Source organism: Neobacillus sp. B24 (assembly GCF_055381825.1).
Window position 1 is genome coordinate 3813887 of record NZ_AP035777.1, and the last position, 15100, is coordinate 3828986.

18 protein-coding genes are annotated in these 15100 nt (G+C 39.6%); 4 read left to right on the forward strand and 14 right to left on the reverse strand.

Annotated elements, in window-relative coordinates; genetic code table 11:
* Positions 1 to 94 precede the first annotated feature (94 nt).
* The gene (locus tag ACZ43M_RS18790) at positions 95 to 793 is read left to right on the forward strand and encodes a Crp/Fnr family transcriptional regulator (protein ID WP_464508063.1); all 699 of its coding nucleotides are present in this window, start codon (positions 95 to 97) and stop codon (positions 791 to 793) included.
* Positions 794 to 916: 123 nt separating this feature from the next.
* Positions 917 to 1399 carry an Hsp20/alpha crystallin family protein gene (locus ACZ43M_RS18795; protein WP_464504045.1) on the forward strand — a complete coding sequence of 161 codons (483 nt, stop codon included), beginning with the start codon at positions 917 to 919 and terminating at the stop codon, positions 1397 to 1399.
* Positions 1400 to 1433: 34 nt separating this feature from the next.
* Here ACZ43M_RS18795 and ACZ43M_RS18800 read toward each other — a convergent pair whose 3' ends face one another.
* On the reverse strand, positions 1434 to 1964 hold the full coding sequence (locus ACZ43M_RS18800) for a YppG family protein (RefSeq protein WP_464504046.1): 531 nt from the start codon (positions 1962 to 1964) through the stop codon (positions 1434 to 1436).
* Between the two features lie 189 nt (positions 1965 to 2153).
* On the opposite strand from ACZ43M_RS18800, the gene yppF reads away from it, so the two are divergent.
* Entirely contained in the window at positions 2154 to 2363 is a 210-nt protein-coding gene (gene yppF / locus ACZ43M_RS18805; RefSeq protein ID WP_464504047.1) for a YppF family protein, read from the forward strand.
* A gap of 34 nt (positions 2364 to 2397) precedes the next feature.
* Here the strand turns inward: yppF and ACZ43M_RS18810 are convergent, their stop codons facing one another.
* The 3 genes from ACZ43M_RS18810 to ACZ43M_RS18820 form a co-directional block, all read right to left on the reverse strand.
* Positions 2398 to 2751 carry a DUF1798 family protein gene (locus tag ACZ43M_RS18810; protein WP_464504048.1) on the reverse strand — a complete coding sequence of 118 codons (354 nt, stop codon included), beginning with the start codon at positions 2749 to 2751 and terminating at the stop codon, positions 2398 to 2400.
* Positions 2705 to 2968 (reverse strand): hypothetical protein, encoded by a 264-nt coding sequence (locus ACZ43M_RS18815; protein WP_464504049.1) that lies wholly within the window; start codon positions 2966 to 2968, stop codon positions 2705 to 2707. Before ACZ43M_RS18815 ends, ACZ43M_RS18810 begins: the two co-directional genes overlap by 47 nt.
* Before the next feature lie 340 nt (positions 2969 to 3308).
* Positions 3309 to 4286, reverse strand: coding sequence for a DUF2515 domain-containing protein (locus tag ACZ43M_RS18820; protein WP_464504050.1), 978 nt, complete (start codon positions 4284 to 4286; stop codon positions 3309 to 3311).
* Positions 4287 to 4481: 195 nt separating this feature from the next.
* On the opposite strand from ACZ43M_RS18820, the gene recU reads away from it, so the two are divergent.
* Positions 4482 to 5090 carry a Holliday junction resolvase RecU gene (gene recU / locus ACZ43M_RS18825; protein ID WP_464504051.1) on the forward strand — a complete coding sequence of 203 codons (609 nt, stop codon included), beginning with the start codon at positions 4482 to 4484 and terminating at the stop codon, positions 5088 to 5090.
* Positions 5091 to 5158: 68 nt separating this feature from the next.
* On the opposite strand, the gene ACZ43M_RS18830 is transcribed toward recU, so the two are convergent.
* The 10 genes from ACZ43M_RS18830 to panB form a co-directional block, all read right to left on the reverse strand.
* Entirely contained in the window at positions 5159 to 5518 is a 360-nt protein-coding gene (locus ACZ43M_RS18830) for a YpoC family protein (protein ID WP_464504052.1), read from the reverse strand.
* The gene (gene nth, locus ACZ43M_RS18835; protein ID WP_464504053.1) at positions 5511 to 6173 is read right to left on the reverse strand and encodes an endonuclease III; all 663 of its coding nucleotides are present in this window, start codon (positions 6171 to 6173) and stop codon (positions 5511 to 5513) included. The genes ACZ43M_RS18830 and nth overlap by 8 nt, the downstream gene beginning before the upstream one ends.
* A gap of 71 nt (positions 6174 to 6244) precedes the next feature.
* Positions 6245 to 6943, reverse strand: coding sequence for a DnaD domain-containing protein (locus ACZ43M_RS18840; RefSeq protein WP_464504054.1), 699 nt, complete (start codon positions 6941 to 6943; stop codon positions 6245 to 6247).
* Between the two features lie 119 nt (positions 6944 to 7062).
* The gene (locus ACZ43M_RS18845; RefSeq protein WP_464508064.1) at positions 7063 to 8250 is read right to left on the reverse strand and encodes a pyridoxal phosphate-dependent aminotransferase; all 1188 of its coding nucleotides are present in this window, start codon (positions 8248 to 8250) and stop codon (positions 7063 to 7065) included.
* A 32-nt stretch (positions 8251 to 8282) separates the two neighbouring features.
* Positions 8283 to 8756: a cell wall elongation regulator TseB-like domain-containing protein gene (locus tag ACZ43M_RS18850; protein ID WP_464504055.1), complete on the reverse strand. Its 474-nt coding sequence runs from the start codon at positions 8754 to 8756 to the stop codon at positions 8283 to 8285.
* 105 nt (positions 8757 to 8861) lie between these two features.
* Positions 8862 to 9713 carry a ComEC/Rec2 family competence protein gene (locus tag ACZ43M_RS18855; protein WP_464504056.1) on the reverse strand — a complete coding sequence of 284 codons (852 nt, stop codon included), beginning with the start codon at positions 9711 to 9713 and terminating at the stop codon, positions 8862 to 8864.
* Positions 9714 to 10013: 300 nt separating this feature from the next.
* On the reverse strand, positions 10014 to 12821 hold the full coding sequence (dinG, locus tag ACZ43M_RS18860; protein ID WP_464504057.1) for an ATP-dependent DNA helicase DinG: 2808 nt from the start codon (positions 12819 to 12821) through the stop codon (positions 10014 to 10016).
* A gap of 121 nt (positions 12822 to 12942) precedes the next feature.
* On the reverse strand, positions 12943 to 13326 hold the full coding sequence (gene panD, locus ACZ43M_RS18865; protein WP_464504058.1) for an aspartate 1-decarboxylase: 384 nt from the start codon (positions 13324 to 13326) through the stop codon (positions 12943 to 12945).
* 27 nt (positions 13327 to 13353) lie between these two features.
* Positions 13354 to 14202 carry a pantoate--beta-alanine ligase gene (gene panC, locus ACZ43M_RS18870; protein WP_464504059.1) on the reverse strand — a complete coding sequence of 283 codons (849 nt, stop codon included), beginning with the start codon at positions 14200 to 14202 and terminating at the stop codon, positions 13354 to 13356.
* The gene (panB, locus tag ACZ43M_RS18875; RefSeq protein ID WP_464508065.1) at positions 14199 to 15035 is read right to left on the reverse strand and encodes a 3-methyl-2-oxobutanoate hydroxymethyltransferase; all 837 of its coding nucleotides are present in this window, start codon (positions 15033 to 15035) and stop codon (positions 14199 to 14201) included. Before panB ends, panC begins: the two co-directional genes overlap by 4 nt.
* Between the last annotated feature and the right edge of the window lie 65 nt (positions 15036 to 15100).

A 15100-nucleotide genomic window follows, 5' to 3' on the forward strand; every position in this document is an offset into this window, starting at 1 on the left:
TCTGGTTTGCGGCAATTCTATTAGGAATCATTAAACTATTTCTTGTTTTTTTGTTACAATAGAATCAATATGAGAAAAAGTCGAAGGTGATATGATGAAAATAGAGGAAATCAAACAGGTGCTTTCTAACTTTACCCTTTTCCGTGACTTAAATGATACAGAATTATTAAAGGTGACCGAAATTGCGATCGCACGGGAATGGAAAAAAAACAGCTTGGTATTTCTTCAAGGGGATCGGCTGGAAAATGTTTACTTTATTTATGATGGGAAAATTAAAATTTATAAAAGTGATGTAAACGGCAAAGAACAAATTGTGGCCATCATGAAAAAAGGTGAAATGTTTCCCCATGTCGGTTTCTTCCGCAAAGGGGATTACCCAGCATATGCCGAAGTGCTAGAACCATCGACTCTAATTGCTGTGCCAATCTCCCAATTTGAAAATGTCCTGATTGAAAATCCTGAACTTTGTATTAAGGTATTTAAGGTTCTTGGCGAAAAGATTGTTGACCTCCAAAACCGTTTGGAGGAGCAAATCCTAAATAATACGTATGAACAAATCGTAAAACTGCTCATCCGTCTCGCCCAGAAACACGGTACGGAACAAGAGGATGGAACCATACTGCTAAAATCGGAATTTACCAATAAAGATCTAGCCAATATGATTGGCACTACCAGAGAAACGATCAGCCGGACACTGACAAAGATGAAAAAGGATGAATTGGTCGAAGTTGATGAAGATGGCAACATGATTTTGGATGTTGAAATTTTAATGGAAGAGATTAACCTAATATAATCCAAAAACCGCAGACAATCATACTGCGGTTTTTTTACGGAGATACATGTGACTTCCCGGGCACCTCCATAGTTCTATTTGCATATGATATCGTGTGAAAATTTCGAAGGAGAGGGTAAAGACATGTCATCTAATCTTCCAAGTGATAAACATAATCCCAAAAAACCTGTTCCGGAGCCGTTTGGTGACTTAATCCGATCAATGAATGAGTTTTTCAGCGAGAAACCGATTAAAGGATTATTACAATCCATTGATGAATTCTTTAAAACACCATTTCCTTTTGAGGCAGGATTCCATGTTGATTTGCAAGAAAAGGACAAAGAATATCTCGTTTCTGCCGAGCTTCCGGGTGTAAAAAAGGAACAAATTGGTTTGCATGTCACAGGAAACTACTTAACTATCTCAGTTGAAAATAATGAACTTGAAACGACAGAGGATGATCGGAACAGGAGTTACCGGCGCAAATTTGTCCGCCATCAATCATCTAGAACCATTTCACTGCCGCATGCAATTAACGAAAAAAATATTAAAGCTTCCTACCGTGATGGTTTGTTACAAGTCAGAGTCCCACGCGAAACAGGAAAAATAATTAACATCGAAGACTAATATAAAAAAGACGGCCAATAAACCGTCTTTTTTATTATGCTTTAAATATGCCGCCAAAACCTTTCACCAGGGATGTCACCTGTGTGACCGCATTGGCCATTTGACCGGCTGTATTGATCATTTTATTCAAATCAACCGAACCGTCCTGTGACTTAAAAGAATTTAAAATCGACTGCATTCCGCCAGATTGCTTAGGAATAAAACTCTGCTTCGGATAAGGATTCATAGTTGGATATCCTGTCATCGGCATGTAAGGATACGGCATCATTTCTTCCTTGGGCTGCAATGGGTTATGGAATAATGACTGCGCTTCCTTTTGCGGAAAATATTGATTAGGATACAAACCTTGGGAACCAGGCTGAAATTGCTGTGGATAATTTAGCGGATAGTAATTCCCCTGTTGAATCGGGTTCCAGCCATTATTTTGCGTGGCCATTTGATAAGGATATGGTTGATTTCGGTAGAAAGACTGCTGATTCACTTGGTGTTGTATCGGAATCTGCCCCATTATTTGTCCTGGATATCCATATTGAAAGTGATGACCTGGTCCTGTCTTACCAAACATGGGCAAACATCTCCTCCGTATTTATCTCTGTTACACGATATGAACCAATATGATGAATGGTGAGTACTTGAAGCTTGCGACAATTGTCAAAATCACGTGGATTTTGTCTAAAGTTTAAATTTTTTAAAAACTAATGAACTCTTCTATTTCGTGATACGATTAAAAAAATGATGAAGGAGGATTTGAAACATGGACATCCGCGAACTAAAAAGTAGATTCAATCAAAGCAGAGATTACAGTACTGATGACGTTAATGCACTAATGGATTTTGCAAAGAAGGCGTATATTTATAACGAAATTAGTATCACCGATTTTCGCAATCTTGTTCGTGAACTCGAAACTCTTGGCGCGGCCGTGCCAGAAGAACCAGAAAACTCCCTCATCAAAATGAACGAATAACAAAAAAGAGATGCTGCTAAGCATCTCTTTTTTGTTATTTCAATTCTTTTAATACCTCGGTTAAAAAGTATTCCACAGTACGTTGGGAATTGAGAAATCTGGTTTTACTGGTTTCCGGAAAAAAAGCCTGCACAGAGAGCTGTTCAATATGGGAAGTGGTAGTGTCTATTTGCTTTAGGTGAATATGTTTAGGGTCTGATTCTGTCAGCCATTGCTTCATCCTCTTTTCCCATTCATCGTTAACATTTTTCACTTCATTTACAAACGGCTTAATCCTTTTCTCAAAATCCTGCTTCTCTCCCGTTTCTCTTGCATGTTGATAATACTGTAAAAACAAGCGATTATACTGGAATAGTCTTTCTGTAAGGTAAATTAACCGCTCTGACATTTATTTTTTCTGCCCCCATTGAAATTGAATCGATAATATTCTCTAAATGTATCATCTTTTGATTACAATCGGCAATCTTTTCCTGTTGTTCCCGCTCCAAGTCTATGCGAAGGTTGGAAAATGACGCTTCTAAAGCCAAGTCCAATTCCTCTAATTGATCATAGATCCCTGTAAGCTTTGTTATCAGTTGGTCTTTTTCGGTTAACGGTATGGTCATTTATAAGCCTCCTCGCGAATTCTTATAGGTATATTTCTCTTTCCATCCCGTGCTTCCTTCCTGCTTGACAAAACTAGAAGCTATTCGTCAAAGAAAGTGAGATTATGGCATGTTTAAAGTATTAATTCGACAGAAAGTTATCGAATGAAAATGGCAAAACCGTACAAGCTATAATTGGAGGTGTTATCCATGACCAAAAATAATAAACAAAACAAAAAACAAACTTCACAACAAAATGCTGAAAACCGAACTGGTTACGGCGATAAAAAACTAGAAGGACCTAATCGTCCTGCAGAATGAGTAAAAAAGCAAGGGGAGCATATCAATCCCCCTTGCTTTTTTACTGCCATGCTGTAAGATGAAGGACTTTTTTCACTGATAGCAACAATTGCAGTTGATTAGATTTTGCCATATACCAATCGGTAAGATGTATGGGATGCTGATGCTTTGCGGGCATATACAGCCAAGTTGGGGAAACCATACGTTTCGTGCTCCAATCCCTAAATTCATGCTGATGATGGGAAATTACTGGGAATGTTGTTCTTAAAAAAGGAGTTTTTCCAGCACTCTTAACTTTAAAGAATTGCTCGTAATCATTTCTTGATCCTGTATGGGCAGTTTTCTCAGCGAATTCAAAAAAATATGGAAATAATCTAGGATGAAATAAAATCCTGGCCAATCTCTTTCCCAGATTAATCCTTTTTGAAAGTGAACGAAAACCGTTTACACTGGCACCGTATACCTCTCCACCACAGGTTGGAAACAAGACTACACTAAAATGAAGCCAGTCCTGAAAGTTAAAAATAAGAGAGCGAAATACCCTGTTTTTATAAACTGGATGGTCAATAACAGGAGACTGAATGACATTCTGTTCATTAATAATCAATGCTGTCGTCAGGCGGTCTCGATCTTTTTCCCGCCAATAGCGGTACCACTCTTTTTGTATAAAAGAAGATACATGAAAATACGGAAGCAAATGAAACAGAGGCTGGTCCATTTTCGTCGAATATTGATAGAGCAATAATTGTGGGAAAACATCATGAAAGATCAACCAATTAGCCCGTTCATAGGTTAGAAATAGTTGTTTCCTTAATTGCGGGGCCAGCAGTTCACGAAAGATTGTCCCTTCTAAGTCACACATATTGTAGCCGCCATTCCTTGAAACCATACTGGCGAGAAATGACCAAATAATATCTGGATTTTGCTTAAAATAAGAAAAATAGGCATCTGTTCTTGAAATATTATCAAGATTTTTCTTATCGGTTTCTGATTGGATCTGACGAATAATGGTTTGTTCCTGGATTGTAAGATGATTCATTGTCGTCAACACCCTTTATCGTGGGCTAATAGATTTATAATTTGGGCGAATACAGACTCTATATGAAGATGATTCATTTCATTTCTTGACAGAATCTGTACAATTATAATTAGAGTCTGCTTGATCATTTAATTTATTCACCCCACTTAAATGCAGATTTGGTATCATAAGGTATGACATAAAGAGGTGCATTTCATGAATGTAAATTATCCCAACGGAAAAAAATTCATCCGAAACAACCAGGAAAACAAGCGAACAGATAATAAAAGAACTAACGCTGCGTACAGCAACCGGGGCATGACTCTCGAGGAAGATTTGAACGAAACGAATGAATACTATCGGGAACAAAAGCTGGCGGTCATTCATAAAAAACCGACACCAATCCAAATTGTTCAGGTTGACTATCCAAAGCGGAGTGCGGCCGTCATAAAAGAGGCTTATTTTAAACTAGCCTCGACAACAGATTACAATGGGGTTTATAAAGGAAAATATATTGATTTTGAAGCGAAAGAAACACAGAATCCCACCTCCTTCCCGTTAAAAAACTTTCATCAACACCAAATCACTCATATGGAAGAGGTCCTGCAGCAAGGTGGAATCTGCTTTGTTATTATACGTTTTACAAGATTTGATGAAGTATACTTACTTGAGGCCCATAACTTGCTTTCCTATTGGGAAAGGATGAATAATGGCGGCAGAAAATCGATTACCAAAGAAGAAATTCATCAAACGGGATATCACATCCCGCTTGGATATCGACCACGAATTGACTATATTAAAATATTAGATACACTTAACATTTAATGATTGGCGAAGTATAGGAAGGAAAGCGAGAGTTCGAGAAGAGGACATTAAACAAATAAAAAAATCGTCTAGACATTATGCCTGGACGATTTTTTTTTGATATTCTTTTTTACAAATTGTTTTTCTTGCTCAACCATTAGTTCAGCAAGCTGACGAAATGAGTGAAACAAATTTGGTCTTGACTGAATAAAACCTAATCTTTCTTCGATGTTAACCGGTTTATAGGAAAACTGTTCGAAGGGAATCTTTTCTCCCATGACTGCAGAACTCTCGTTTGTCAAATACAAAAACATAACGAACAATTGAATCCCCTGTTCCATTAGTTCTCTCGTCTCTTGCTGATTTCGCTTGCGAAAATTATCTTCAAGTTTTATTTTTATTGTTTGCCAATCTTCAAGTAAGTTTGGGATAGTCTGTCGATTATCCATTGACAGTCTTCAATCCCTTCATGCGTTTCTTCCCTTCCCTGCATAACTCCAATAATGGGCAGGAGGGACATTGCGGGTTTTGTGCCTTGCAATGATAACGGCCGAAGAAGATTAATCGGTGATGAGTGTCTGACCATTCCTGTTTTGGTACCTTCCGCATTAATGTTTTTTCGACTTCAAGAACGGAATCCTTCCAACGACAGATTCCCAAACGTTTGCTTACCCGCTCAACATGGGTATCCACGGCAATGGCAGGTACACCGAAGGCAACTGACACAACAACATTGGCTGTTTTACGCCCCACCCCTGGGAGTTTTGTTAGTTCATCCCTGTCTAGCGGTATTTCACCATTGTATTCGTCCAAAACCATGCGGCAAAGACTCTGTATATTTTTGGCTTTATTGCGAAACAAGCCGATGGAACGAATATCATTTTGCAATTCTTCAAGTGAAACTTTCAGATAATCCTCTGGCGTTTTATATTTTTTAAATAATTCCTTGGTGACTTTGTTAACAAGGGCATCTGTGCACTGTGCAGATAGCGAAACTGCAATGATTAGTTCAAATGGATTGGAATGATTTAATTCGCAATGGGCCTCTGGAAACATTTCACCGATTTTGTCCAGACATTCGCGAATTTGTCCATTATTTAGCATTCATTTCTCCCTCCCAACGCATAACGTTTACATTAAAGAAACGAGAGCGAATCTCTCTCGTTAAGTTTAAATTATTGTTCCAGCCAATTGTAAAAAGGTACGGCAGGTTGATTGGAATCATCTTTGACACCATGCTTTTGCACCTGCTTTTGACGGAATTTACGACCTTGATACTTCGCTTGTTCAATCGTTTTTATTCCGTTCTTTTTCCACTCAAACAGAATTCTATCAATATAGCGAAAATTTAATTTACCCGACATAACGGCCTCTCTAAGGGCAGCTTTAATAATAATCGGATCATGGTGATCGTCATCCATCCACATTGCCAGTGATTCACATTCGAACGGGGATAACGGCCGGCCGAACTCCTGCTCAAAACATGTATATAAGTCAGTTTCATCTATCTTCTTGCTGGTCTCTTCGTGTAATCGATTTTTATTAAGAAATTGATTAACTAGTTTTTCCCATAATGGTTTGATGGAATATCTTTCAAATCGAATGCCATCTTTTGAATATTCATCGATAATTTCAAGACAGCCTCTTTGAATTAACCTTCTGAGCATCTCATGACATTCGGAAATGGAGACCGTCATTCGTGCAGAAAGCTGTTCAGGAGTGGGGAATTCGTTTCCTTTTTCCAAAAAGGTTAAAATATTTAGCAATAGAACAAGTTCTACTTCAGTCAAATTAAGATTGCGATACTCCGAAAATAAAAGGGCAGGAACAGTTATTTGGCCTTCCTCAAGCCATGCTAATAGGTTTTCTTTCATTAATTGGACACCTCATTGTTTAGTATAACATGAACCTTCACATCGGGTAAGAGTATTAGGTATCCAACGCTGGTAAAGAAAGCAAAAAGCCTGCAGGCTGCAGACTTTCTCGTTGATCATTAAGCTTTTACTTTTGAAGTCACGAACTCGTTCATTCTTTCAACAGCCTTTTCCAATTGCTCAAGTGAAGTAGCGTAGGAAAGACGGATATTGTCAGGTGTTCCGAATCCGGAACCAGGAATAACGGCGACCTTTACTTCCTCAAGGAGACCGGAAACGAAGTCGTCAACCGATTTATATCCGGTTATTTCTGCAGCCCGCTTTACATTTGGATAAAGGTAAAATGCTCCCTGTGGTTTTACACAAGAGAATCCAGGAATGGAAACTAATTTATCATAAATGATTTCTAGTCTTTTTTCAAACGCCTGACGCATTTCCTCGACTGCCTCCTGCGGCCCATTATAAGCGGCAATCGCAGCATATTGAGCAGTTGTTGTCGGATTGGAAGTACTATGACTCGCCAAGTTTGTCATAGCTTCGATTATTGGTTGTATCCCTGCAGCATAACCAATTCTCCAGCCGGTCATCGAATGGGACTTGGAGACCCCATTAATGATAATAGTTTGTTCCTTTAATTCCGGAGAAAGTTGAGCGATAGAGATATGCTTGGCATTTCCGTATACAAGTTTTTCGTAAATTTCATCTGATATAATTAAAACATTAGCTTCAAGACAGACTTTGCCCAGTTCTAACAGTTCAGCTTCCGAATATAACACTCCTGTTGGATTGCTTGGGGAGTTAATAATTACCGCCTTAGTACGATGTGTAATGGCATTTCGCAGTTGTGCGGCCGTAATTTTAAATTGATTTTCTTCAAGTCCATCGATATATACGGGATTCCCACCGGCCAATTTGACTTGTTCCGGATAGCTGACCCAATATGGTGTCGGAATAATGACCTCATCTCCATCATTAAGCAGAACTTGAAATAAGGTGTATAGAACATGCTTTGCACCATTTCCAACGATTATTTCGTTTGGCTTATAGGACAATCCTTGGTCTTCTGTAAATTTCTTGATAATTGCCTGCTTTAATGCGGGCAAACCAGCGGACGGCGTATATTTTGTATGCCCCTCATACATCGATTTTTCCGCAGCTTTTAGGATATGTTCAGGTGTATTAAAATCAGGCTCCCCTGCACCCAAGCCAATTACATCTTCCCCTTGATCCTTCAACTCTTTTGCTTTCGCTGTAATCGCCAAAGTCGATGATGGTGTCAGCGACAACACCCGATTTGCTAATTGCACTGCCATTATTTCTCCTCCAATCATTGCACCTGCTAGAGATTTTCAATTTTCTTTAGCCATTCTCCAGTTTCAAAATGAATGTAATAATAATTTATTAAATCATTTTCAGAACGATAATAAATTTCCCATAATGGGATATCTTTTTCCGCTCCCAATCTAACTGAAATAATTTTTTTGGGATTTTTTTCTTCTAGCAATTTTTGAACTGCTTCCTGCTTTGTCAGGCCATCATTTGCTTTTTTAACTATAATTTTACCTTTTTTCTCAGGAACCCAAGCAATGATTTCTTCTCCATCCTGATTTTCACCTTCAATCACATAGACGGTTTCAAGACCATTATAAATATGGAAATCCTCCACCTTAGTGAACTTTACTTGGTCTTCAGCACGGGCAACGGCCTTGTCTTGGGCAGACTTGAGTGGATCCGTCGCGCTTAGGTACAATTTTACTGAAACTCCAATTACGACAAAAACAACAGCTATTAGAACAAGAATCCATTTTTTCACTATATCACTTCTTTATGTTAAAGATTCTATCCACTATTATAACAATATTTCTAAAACATGCCCTCTATCTAAAACGCTTTCATTAAATTTTTTTATTATCTTAGTCTATTCTTCGGTTTCAACAGGAATCGTAAACACTTCATACTTTGAATCCGTAAATTTTAATGTTACCGAACCATGCATTTTTGTGGAATATACCTCTGACCATGTGGCTTGCAGATTGTGGAGTATTTCGGGGTCAGGATGTTCTTCCTCCGGTGTAAATAGAACAGATATTTGCGGATTTAAGTATTGGATTAATTTTTTTGATAAAGAATCTTCTTTTGTGCAATTGGGGATTTTAAAAACATTGATGTTCTGTAGATTCTTTTTAAATAATTCTTCCTCGGCACGGTCGCTAGAGGAAAACATTAGAAACACACGATGGTTAAAAAACTTCAGCACAAAATCAAGCCCCTCATTTACATCTGTACCAACAAATTGAACCTCTGCGGTCAATGCAGGAAGCAATGTTTCCTTTGTTCCCTCTTTCCATGAAAACACAGGTAGAAGGTTCTGTTGATCCAATTGTTTCGTAACTAGAGGTGCCAGTTTGGGCGTCGTAATGATTCTTTTTATCTGGTATTTCGTGATCAAATCATTGATGTGTGAAAAGGAAAGGTCAGAACCATCAGATGACAGGATTAATGTCCCAACCTTCTTAACATCATAGAGGCGAAGCCATCCCTCAAGCTCTGACGCCGTATCTTCCCTTCCTGTATTGACAAGAATCGTTTCATTATTTGGTCCTTGAATTATCGTGGCTTCCCCTGAAGTCAGACCGATAAATGTCACGGCCATCTCATTGTCTTTTATGTTTAAATCAATATTCTCAACCTTACTTGGGATTGTTGATGCCTCTGCCGCAGCCGATGCAATTGGAAATAATATGGCTAATAGTATTAGTAAGAGTCTCATTCTAAATACCTCCCATACTTATAGTATGGGTAATTTTCCAATTTTTATCCCGCATAAACGGGCAGTAAGCCCCCACCAAAACTTAGAGAAACCTAAGGAGTATAGGTGGGGACAACTGCCCGTAAATGCCCGATTGGTGAGATATAGCGAAACTTGCCGAAGCGTCAGCAAGGCTTAGTTGAGCCAATCGGGTTCTTACTGTCTCTTTATCGTGTCGACAGACACGATATTAGAGACAGTAGAACGGGACTAACAATCAGTGGGGGATGGCCCCCCCCCACTGTTTGAAGTTTCACTTTATCATAACCAAGTTTGGATACTCTCAATTAATTCATTTAGTGGTCCTCTTTTTATCGTAACTGGCGGGACGGATGCCAAAAAGTATTTTCCGTAGTTGGTTGTGACAATTCTTTTATCAAAAACAACCACAACACCCTTATCATTTTGTGTCCGGATTAACCGGCCAAACCCCTGCTTAAATCTGAGTACAGCTTCCGGCAATGAATATTCCGAAAAGGGATTGCCGCCCCGTTTTTCAATCAACTGGCATTTCGCTTCCGTCAGCGGTTCATCAGGCGGACTAAATGGCAGCCTAACAATGACTAAACAGGACAGGTCTTCGCCCGGGATATCCACTCCCTCCCAGAAACTGCTTGTCCCAAGCAAAATTGCCTTTTCATAACGCTGAAAGTTCCGCGTCAGTCTCGTCCTGCTTCCGCTTGTTATACCTTGGGCAATTAAGACATACTCATCTAAAAATCCGCTCTCTTTAATTAATTCATACGTTTTCTTCAGCATGTCATAGGCAGTAAACAGTAGCAGCATTCTACCCTTGGTTGCCTCTGCAATTGAAATAATATGTTCTGTTATCGAAATCACATATTCATCCAATGATACGCTGTTGATTTCTGGCAGGTCCTCCGGTACGAACATTTGAACCTGGTCTTTATACGCAAATGGCGATGGGACCACAAGCTCTGTTGTAGATGCACCATCCAGCCCCAATTCCTTTTTCATATAATGAAAGGATTTGTTTACAGTTAAAGTGGCAGAAGTAATCACAATGGCTTTTTTACTTGAAAATAATTTCTCTTTCAATCGCTCTCCTACTGAAGCAGGCTGGGCAATAAACGTCGTCACGTTTTGCGGTGAGCGAAGATCAATTTCAACCCATTTGACATCTTTAGATTCATTGATAAAGCAGGTTTTGAGCGTATTTCTTAATTCAGTAATTTCATTTAAAAAAACAACTAACTCCTCAAGTTTGCTCTCCTGATATACCGTTAGCTTATAGTTAAGCTGCTGGACCCATTTTAATCTCTCGTTAATGACTGTCTGTAAATCTTTAATTAAAAAGCTAAACCTTTCGGCACTATGCAGCACTGCCCTGCTTTCTTTGCTGTTATCCAAGGGAGAGAAGCGGACCTTACTGCGAAAGAATCCAGTTTTGTTCGCCAGCTTCCGTTTTGCGAATAATGCCAACAGCTTAAAAAATTCATCCATTTCATAATTCAAATCAACGACCAATTGGTCCAACTTGAACAAGTGGCGCGTGTCCCCAGCTCCGGCGGCTTGTTTGTCTTTCAATATTTCTTCGAGTTCATAGAATAGCTGTTTTTGTTCATATTGACCGAATTGGCCAATTAACATTCTTGTCGATAAGTAATCTAATGTGGTTCCAAAAAAATGAACCGCTGCTTTCTCGAGATGATGACCTTCGTCAATTATGGCAAAATCATAATGTGGAAGAGCCGAACTTTTATCCCGCAGGTCATTTAACAACAATGAGTGATTCGTAATGATAATATTGGCGGTCTTGGCATCAACCTTCGCTTTCTGGTAAAAATCACGTTCTTGCTCACCATGATTTTGCGAATAAACCACGCCGTCATTTTTAATTTTATTCCAATAAATTAGCCCGCCACTTGATAAATTTAATTCGTCCTTGTCCCCGGTTTCCGTTTCTGTCAACCAAACAAGAATTTGCATTTTGGACAACGTTGTATCATAGTTATCATTTTCGTCAAATAAACTTTGGCGGAATTTTTCCAAACAGATATAGTGGCTCCGTCCTTTAAGCAGAACGGTCTTGATTACGAATGGGAGAATACCCCTTAGTTTTGGGATTTCCTTGTATAATAACTGTTCCTGCAGCTGGATTGTGTGGGTGCTAATGATTACCGGCGAGTTTGTCTGTTTAGAAAAATAAGCAGCCGGGATTAAGTAACCCAATGATTTCCCTACACCTGTACCCGCTTCAATTATTGCATGCCGTTCCTGATTGAACGCAGTATAGACTGTATCCATCATTGTAAACTGTCCTGTCCGATTCTCATACTCTTCAAATGCTCTGCGGATTAAATTAATCTTCTTGTCATCATCCCCAGGGTATTCCAAAGCAGATTTTGAGGGGGAATCATCCTGTAGTTCTGTCAGTCTTTTCATGGCAATGCCTTTATGTATTTCAAGTGAATCATGCAATTTTTGGTGAGTTTGGTTCATAACAATCAATAATTCGTCCAGCAGCTGCTGCAAGTCACTTTTCAATCCACCTGATAACGGCTGCAGCTGTTGAAGGGTAATCGTCGGCAATTGTGCTAACTTCCTTAAGAAGATGAGGAACAGCTCTGCTGTCACTTCGGCATCACTGTCTGCCTGATGTGGGCGATCGTGAGCCAGTTGTTCCCTTTCAGCCAAATCGGACAGCTTATAGCCATCTGCAGTCGGATATAGTATTCGGGCCATTTCTACTGTATCAAGAACAGAGCCGTAGAAGCCTTCAAAACCAGCTTGGAGCAATTCTTCCTGTAGAAAAGACAGGTCAAATAATACATTATGGGCAACAAAATAGGCCCCATCCAATAATTCCATTACTTTGGCACCTATTTCTGAAAAAACGGGTGCATCCTTAACCATATCATCATGAATACCGGTTAATTCCTCAATAAACACCGGAATCGATTTTTGGGGATTGATGAGTGAAGAGAATTTTTCAGTTATGATTCCATTTTCAATGACCACCGCGGCAAATTGAATAATCTTATCACCTTTTTTAGGGAGATTTCCCGTGGTCTCCAAGTCAATTACTACAAATTTATTGGTAAACATTAATTAACACCCCAAAGCTTCATTCCTTGTACAGTATCATAAAAATACCAAAAAGAAAAACGATATATAGACTATTATTTACAAAAAGATAGGCCCCCAAATCGTTGGGGACCTTCTCCTTTTACATAATTGTATGGGCCGGCTCTGCCTTTATCAATTCCTTGATTACATTGTTTTCACCCATAATAGCTACTTTAGGCTGGTGGGAAGACAGCTTTTCCTCTCCTACTAAGCAGTAGGATATAATAATCACGATGTCCCCAGGCTGGGCAAGACGCGCTGCAGCACCGTTTATACAAATAACCCCGCTGCCCCGTTCTCCCGGAATAATATAAGTTTCGAAGCGGGCTCCGTTGTTGTTGTTAACAATTTGAACCTTTTCATTGGCAATCATGCCAACACGATCCAATATATCTTCATCTATTGTAATGCTGCCCACATAGTTTAAGTTTGCTTCTGTGACTGTTGCACGATGGATTTTGCCATTCATCATGTGGCGAAACATAGATTAGGTTCCTCCCCTGGTTGAATCTTAATTTATATCAATAATTATATTGTCAATCAATCGAACTGCCGTAAATTTTACTGCAAGAGCAATAATAATCCTGCCTTCTAATTTTTCCAACGGCTTTAACTGCGGATAAGAGAGAATTTCGATATAGTCAATAGTTCCCTGCGAATCAAGGGCAATCATTTCTCCAATTATCCCAATAAGGGTGGCGGGATTCCGTTCCCCATGTTCTATTGCCTGCTTTGTTTCCTGCAGGCTACGATAAAGTACTGGTGCTTGCTGCCTTTCTTCAGGCAAAAGATTAACATTCCGCGAACTTTTTGCGAGCCCGTCACTTTCACGGATAATTTCTACTGCCCTTAGTTCAATCGGAAAATTAAAATCGGCAATCAAGCCTTCAATGACTGCAACCTGTTGGGCATCCTTTTTGCCAAAATAGGCTCTTGTAGGCGTGACAATATTAAATAATTTGGTTACAACTGTGGCGACTCCATCAAAATGGCCAGGCCGTGATTTTCCACATAATACGTCAGTCCGTTCGCGTACCGTCACTGTTACGGATGGTTCGGAGGGATACATTTCTTCGGCCATGGGATGAAAGACATAGTCAACGTTTTCCGCTTCTGTCAGAGCCCTGTCACGTGCAAAGTCTCGCGGATAGGACGCAAAGTCTTCATTAGGTCCAAATTGCAGCGGGTTGACAAAAATACTAACTACCACAATCTCGTTTTCTTTTCTGGCTTGTTTAATCAAGGTTAAATGCCCTTCATGAAGATACCCCATTGTCGGAACAAATCCAATTGATTTGCCAGACTGTTTTTGGCTGATTATTTCTGCCTGCATTTCCTTGATGGATGTAATGACCTTCATGCTTTGCCTCCATACAGTACTTTCAACTGCTCTTCTTTCATCGTAAAACTATGTTTATCTTCAGGGAAGTGCTCACCTTTCACATCCGATACATAGGCCTGAATCGATTCAATCATAAACGGATTCACTGAATGGTATTGTTTGACGAACTTTGGAACCCGGTCAACACCATAGCCCAAAATATCGTGATAGACAAGAACCTGGCCATCGACTTTGATACCCGCACCGATACCGATGACTGGAATTGCCAGCGATTTCGTCACCTCTTCCGCCAACTGTTTTGGCACGCATTCCAAAACAACCGCAAAAGCTCCTGCTTGCTCACATTTCTTTGCATCTTCCAATAATTTTTTTGCGGCATCAGCATCTTTGCCTTGAACCTTGTATCCGCCCAAGACGCCTACAGACTGCGGAGTTAGGCCCAAATGGGCGCATACAGGAATACCTGCCGCTGTAAGTGCGGAAATTATTTCAAGCACCTCATCAGCACCTTCAAGTTTAACGGCATGGGCACCGGTTTCCTGAATCAGTCTTCCTGCATTTACAAGTGTATCCCTAACCGATAAATGGTAGGTAAGAAACGGCATGTCCACAACAATAAAGGTATCCTTTGCACCACGTTTTACTGCCTTTGTATGATGAATCATGTCTTCGAGTGTCACAGGAATGGTGGAGTCGTAGCCTAACACAACCATGCCAAGCGAATCACCAACGAGGATCATATCTACCCCTCCTTGTTCCGCTTGTTTTGCGGACGGAAAGTCGTAAGCCGTCAGCATGACAATCTTTTCGTTATTTTGCTTCATTTTCAAAAAATCCGTGGTTTGCTTCATCATTTTCCCTCCTTTTAAATTGGGAGAGGTGACAAAACGAGTTGTTAAGCAATAAAAAAATCCTT

What these genes read in the sequence shown, in the direction of transcription:
- ACZ43M_RS18790 (WP_464508063.1), top strand. Translation starts at nt 95, where the DNA reads ATGAAAATAGAGGAAATCAAACAGGTGCTTTCTAACTTTACCCTTTTC.
- ACZ43M_RS18795 (WP_464504045.1), top strand. Translation starts at nt 917, where the DNA reads ATGTCATCTAATCTTCCAAGTGATAAACATAATCCCAAAAAACCTGTT.
- ACZ43M_RS18800 (WP_464504046.1), bottom strand. Translation starts at nt 1,964, where the DNA reads ATGTTTGGTAAGACAGGACCAGGTCATCACTTTCAATATGGATATCCA.
- yppF (WP_464504047.1), top strand. Translation starts at nt 2,154, where the DNA reads ATGGACATCCGCGAACTAAAAAGTAGATTCAATCAAAGCAGAGATTAC.
- ACZ43M_RS18810 (WP_464504048.1), bottom strand. Translation starts at nt 2,751, where the DNA reads ATGTCAGAGCGGTTAATTTACCTTACAGAAAGACTATTCCAGTATAAT.
- ACZ43M_RS18815 (WP_464504049.1), bottom strand. Translation starts at nt 2,968, where the DNA reads ATGACCATACCGTTAACCGAAAAAGACCAACTGATAACAAAGCTTACA.
- ACZ43M_RS18820 (WP_464504050.1), bottom strand. Translation starts at nt 4,286, where the DNA reads ATGAATCATCTTACAATCCAGGAACAAACCATTATTCGTCAGATCCAA.
- recU (WP_464504051.1), top strand. Translation starts at nt 4,482, where the DNA reads ATGAATGTAAATTATCCCAACGGAAAAAAATTCATCCGAAACAACCAG.
- ACZ43M_RS18830 (WP_464504052.1), bottom strand. Translation starts at nt 5,518, where the DNA reads ATGGATAATCGACAGACTATCCCAAACTTACTTGAAGATTGGCAAACA.
- nth (WP_464504053.1), bottom strand. Translation starts at nt 6,173, where the DNA reads ATGCTAAATAATGGACAAATTCGCGAATGTCTGGACAAAATCGGTGAA.
- ACZ43M_RS18840 (WP_464504054.1), bottom strand. Translation starts at nt 6,943, where the DNA reads ATGAAAGAAAACCTATTAGCATGGCTTGAGGAAGGCCAAATAACTGTT.
- ACZ43M_RS18855 (WP_464504056.1), bottom strand. Translation starts at nt 9,713, where the DNA reads ATGAGACTCTTACTAATACTATTAGCCATATTATTTCCAATTGCATCG.
- dinG (WP_464504057.1), bottom strand. Translation starts at nt 12,821, where the DNA reads ATGTTTACCAATAAATTTGTAGTAATTGACTTGGAGACCACGGGAAAT.
- panD (WP_464504058.1), bottom strand. Translation starts at nt 13,326, where the DNA reads ATGTTTCGCCACATGATGAATGGCAAAATCCATCGTGCAACAGTCACA.
- panC (WP_464504059.1), bottom strand. Translation starts at nt 14,202, where the DNA reads ATGAAGGTCATTACATCCATCAAGGAAATGCAGGCAGAAATAATCAGC.
- panB (WP_464508065.1), bottom strand. Translation starts at nt 15,035, where the DNA reads ATGAAGCAAACCACGGATTTTTTGAAAATGAAGCAAAATAACGAAAAG.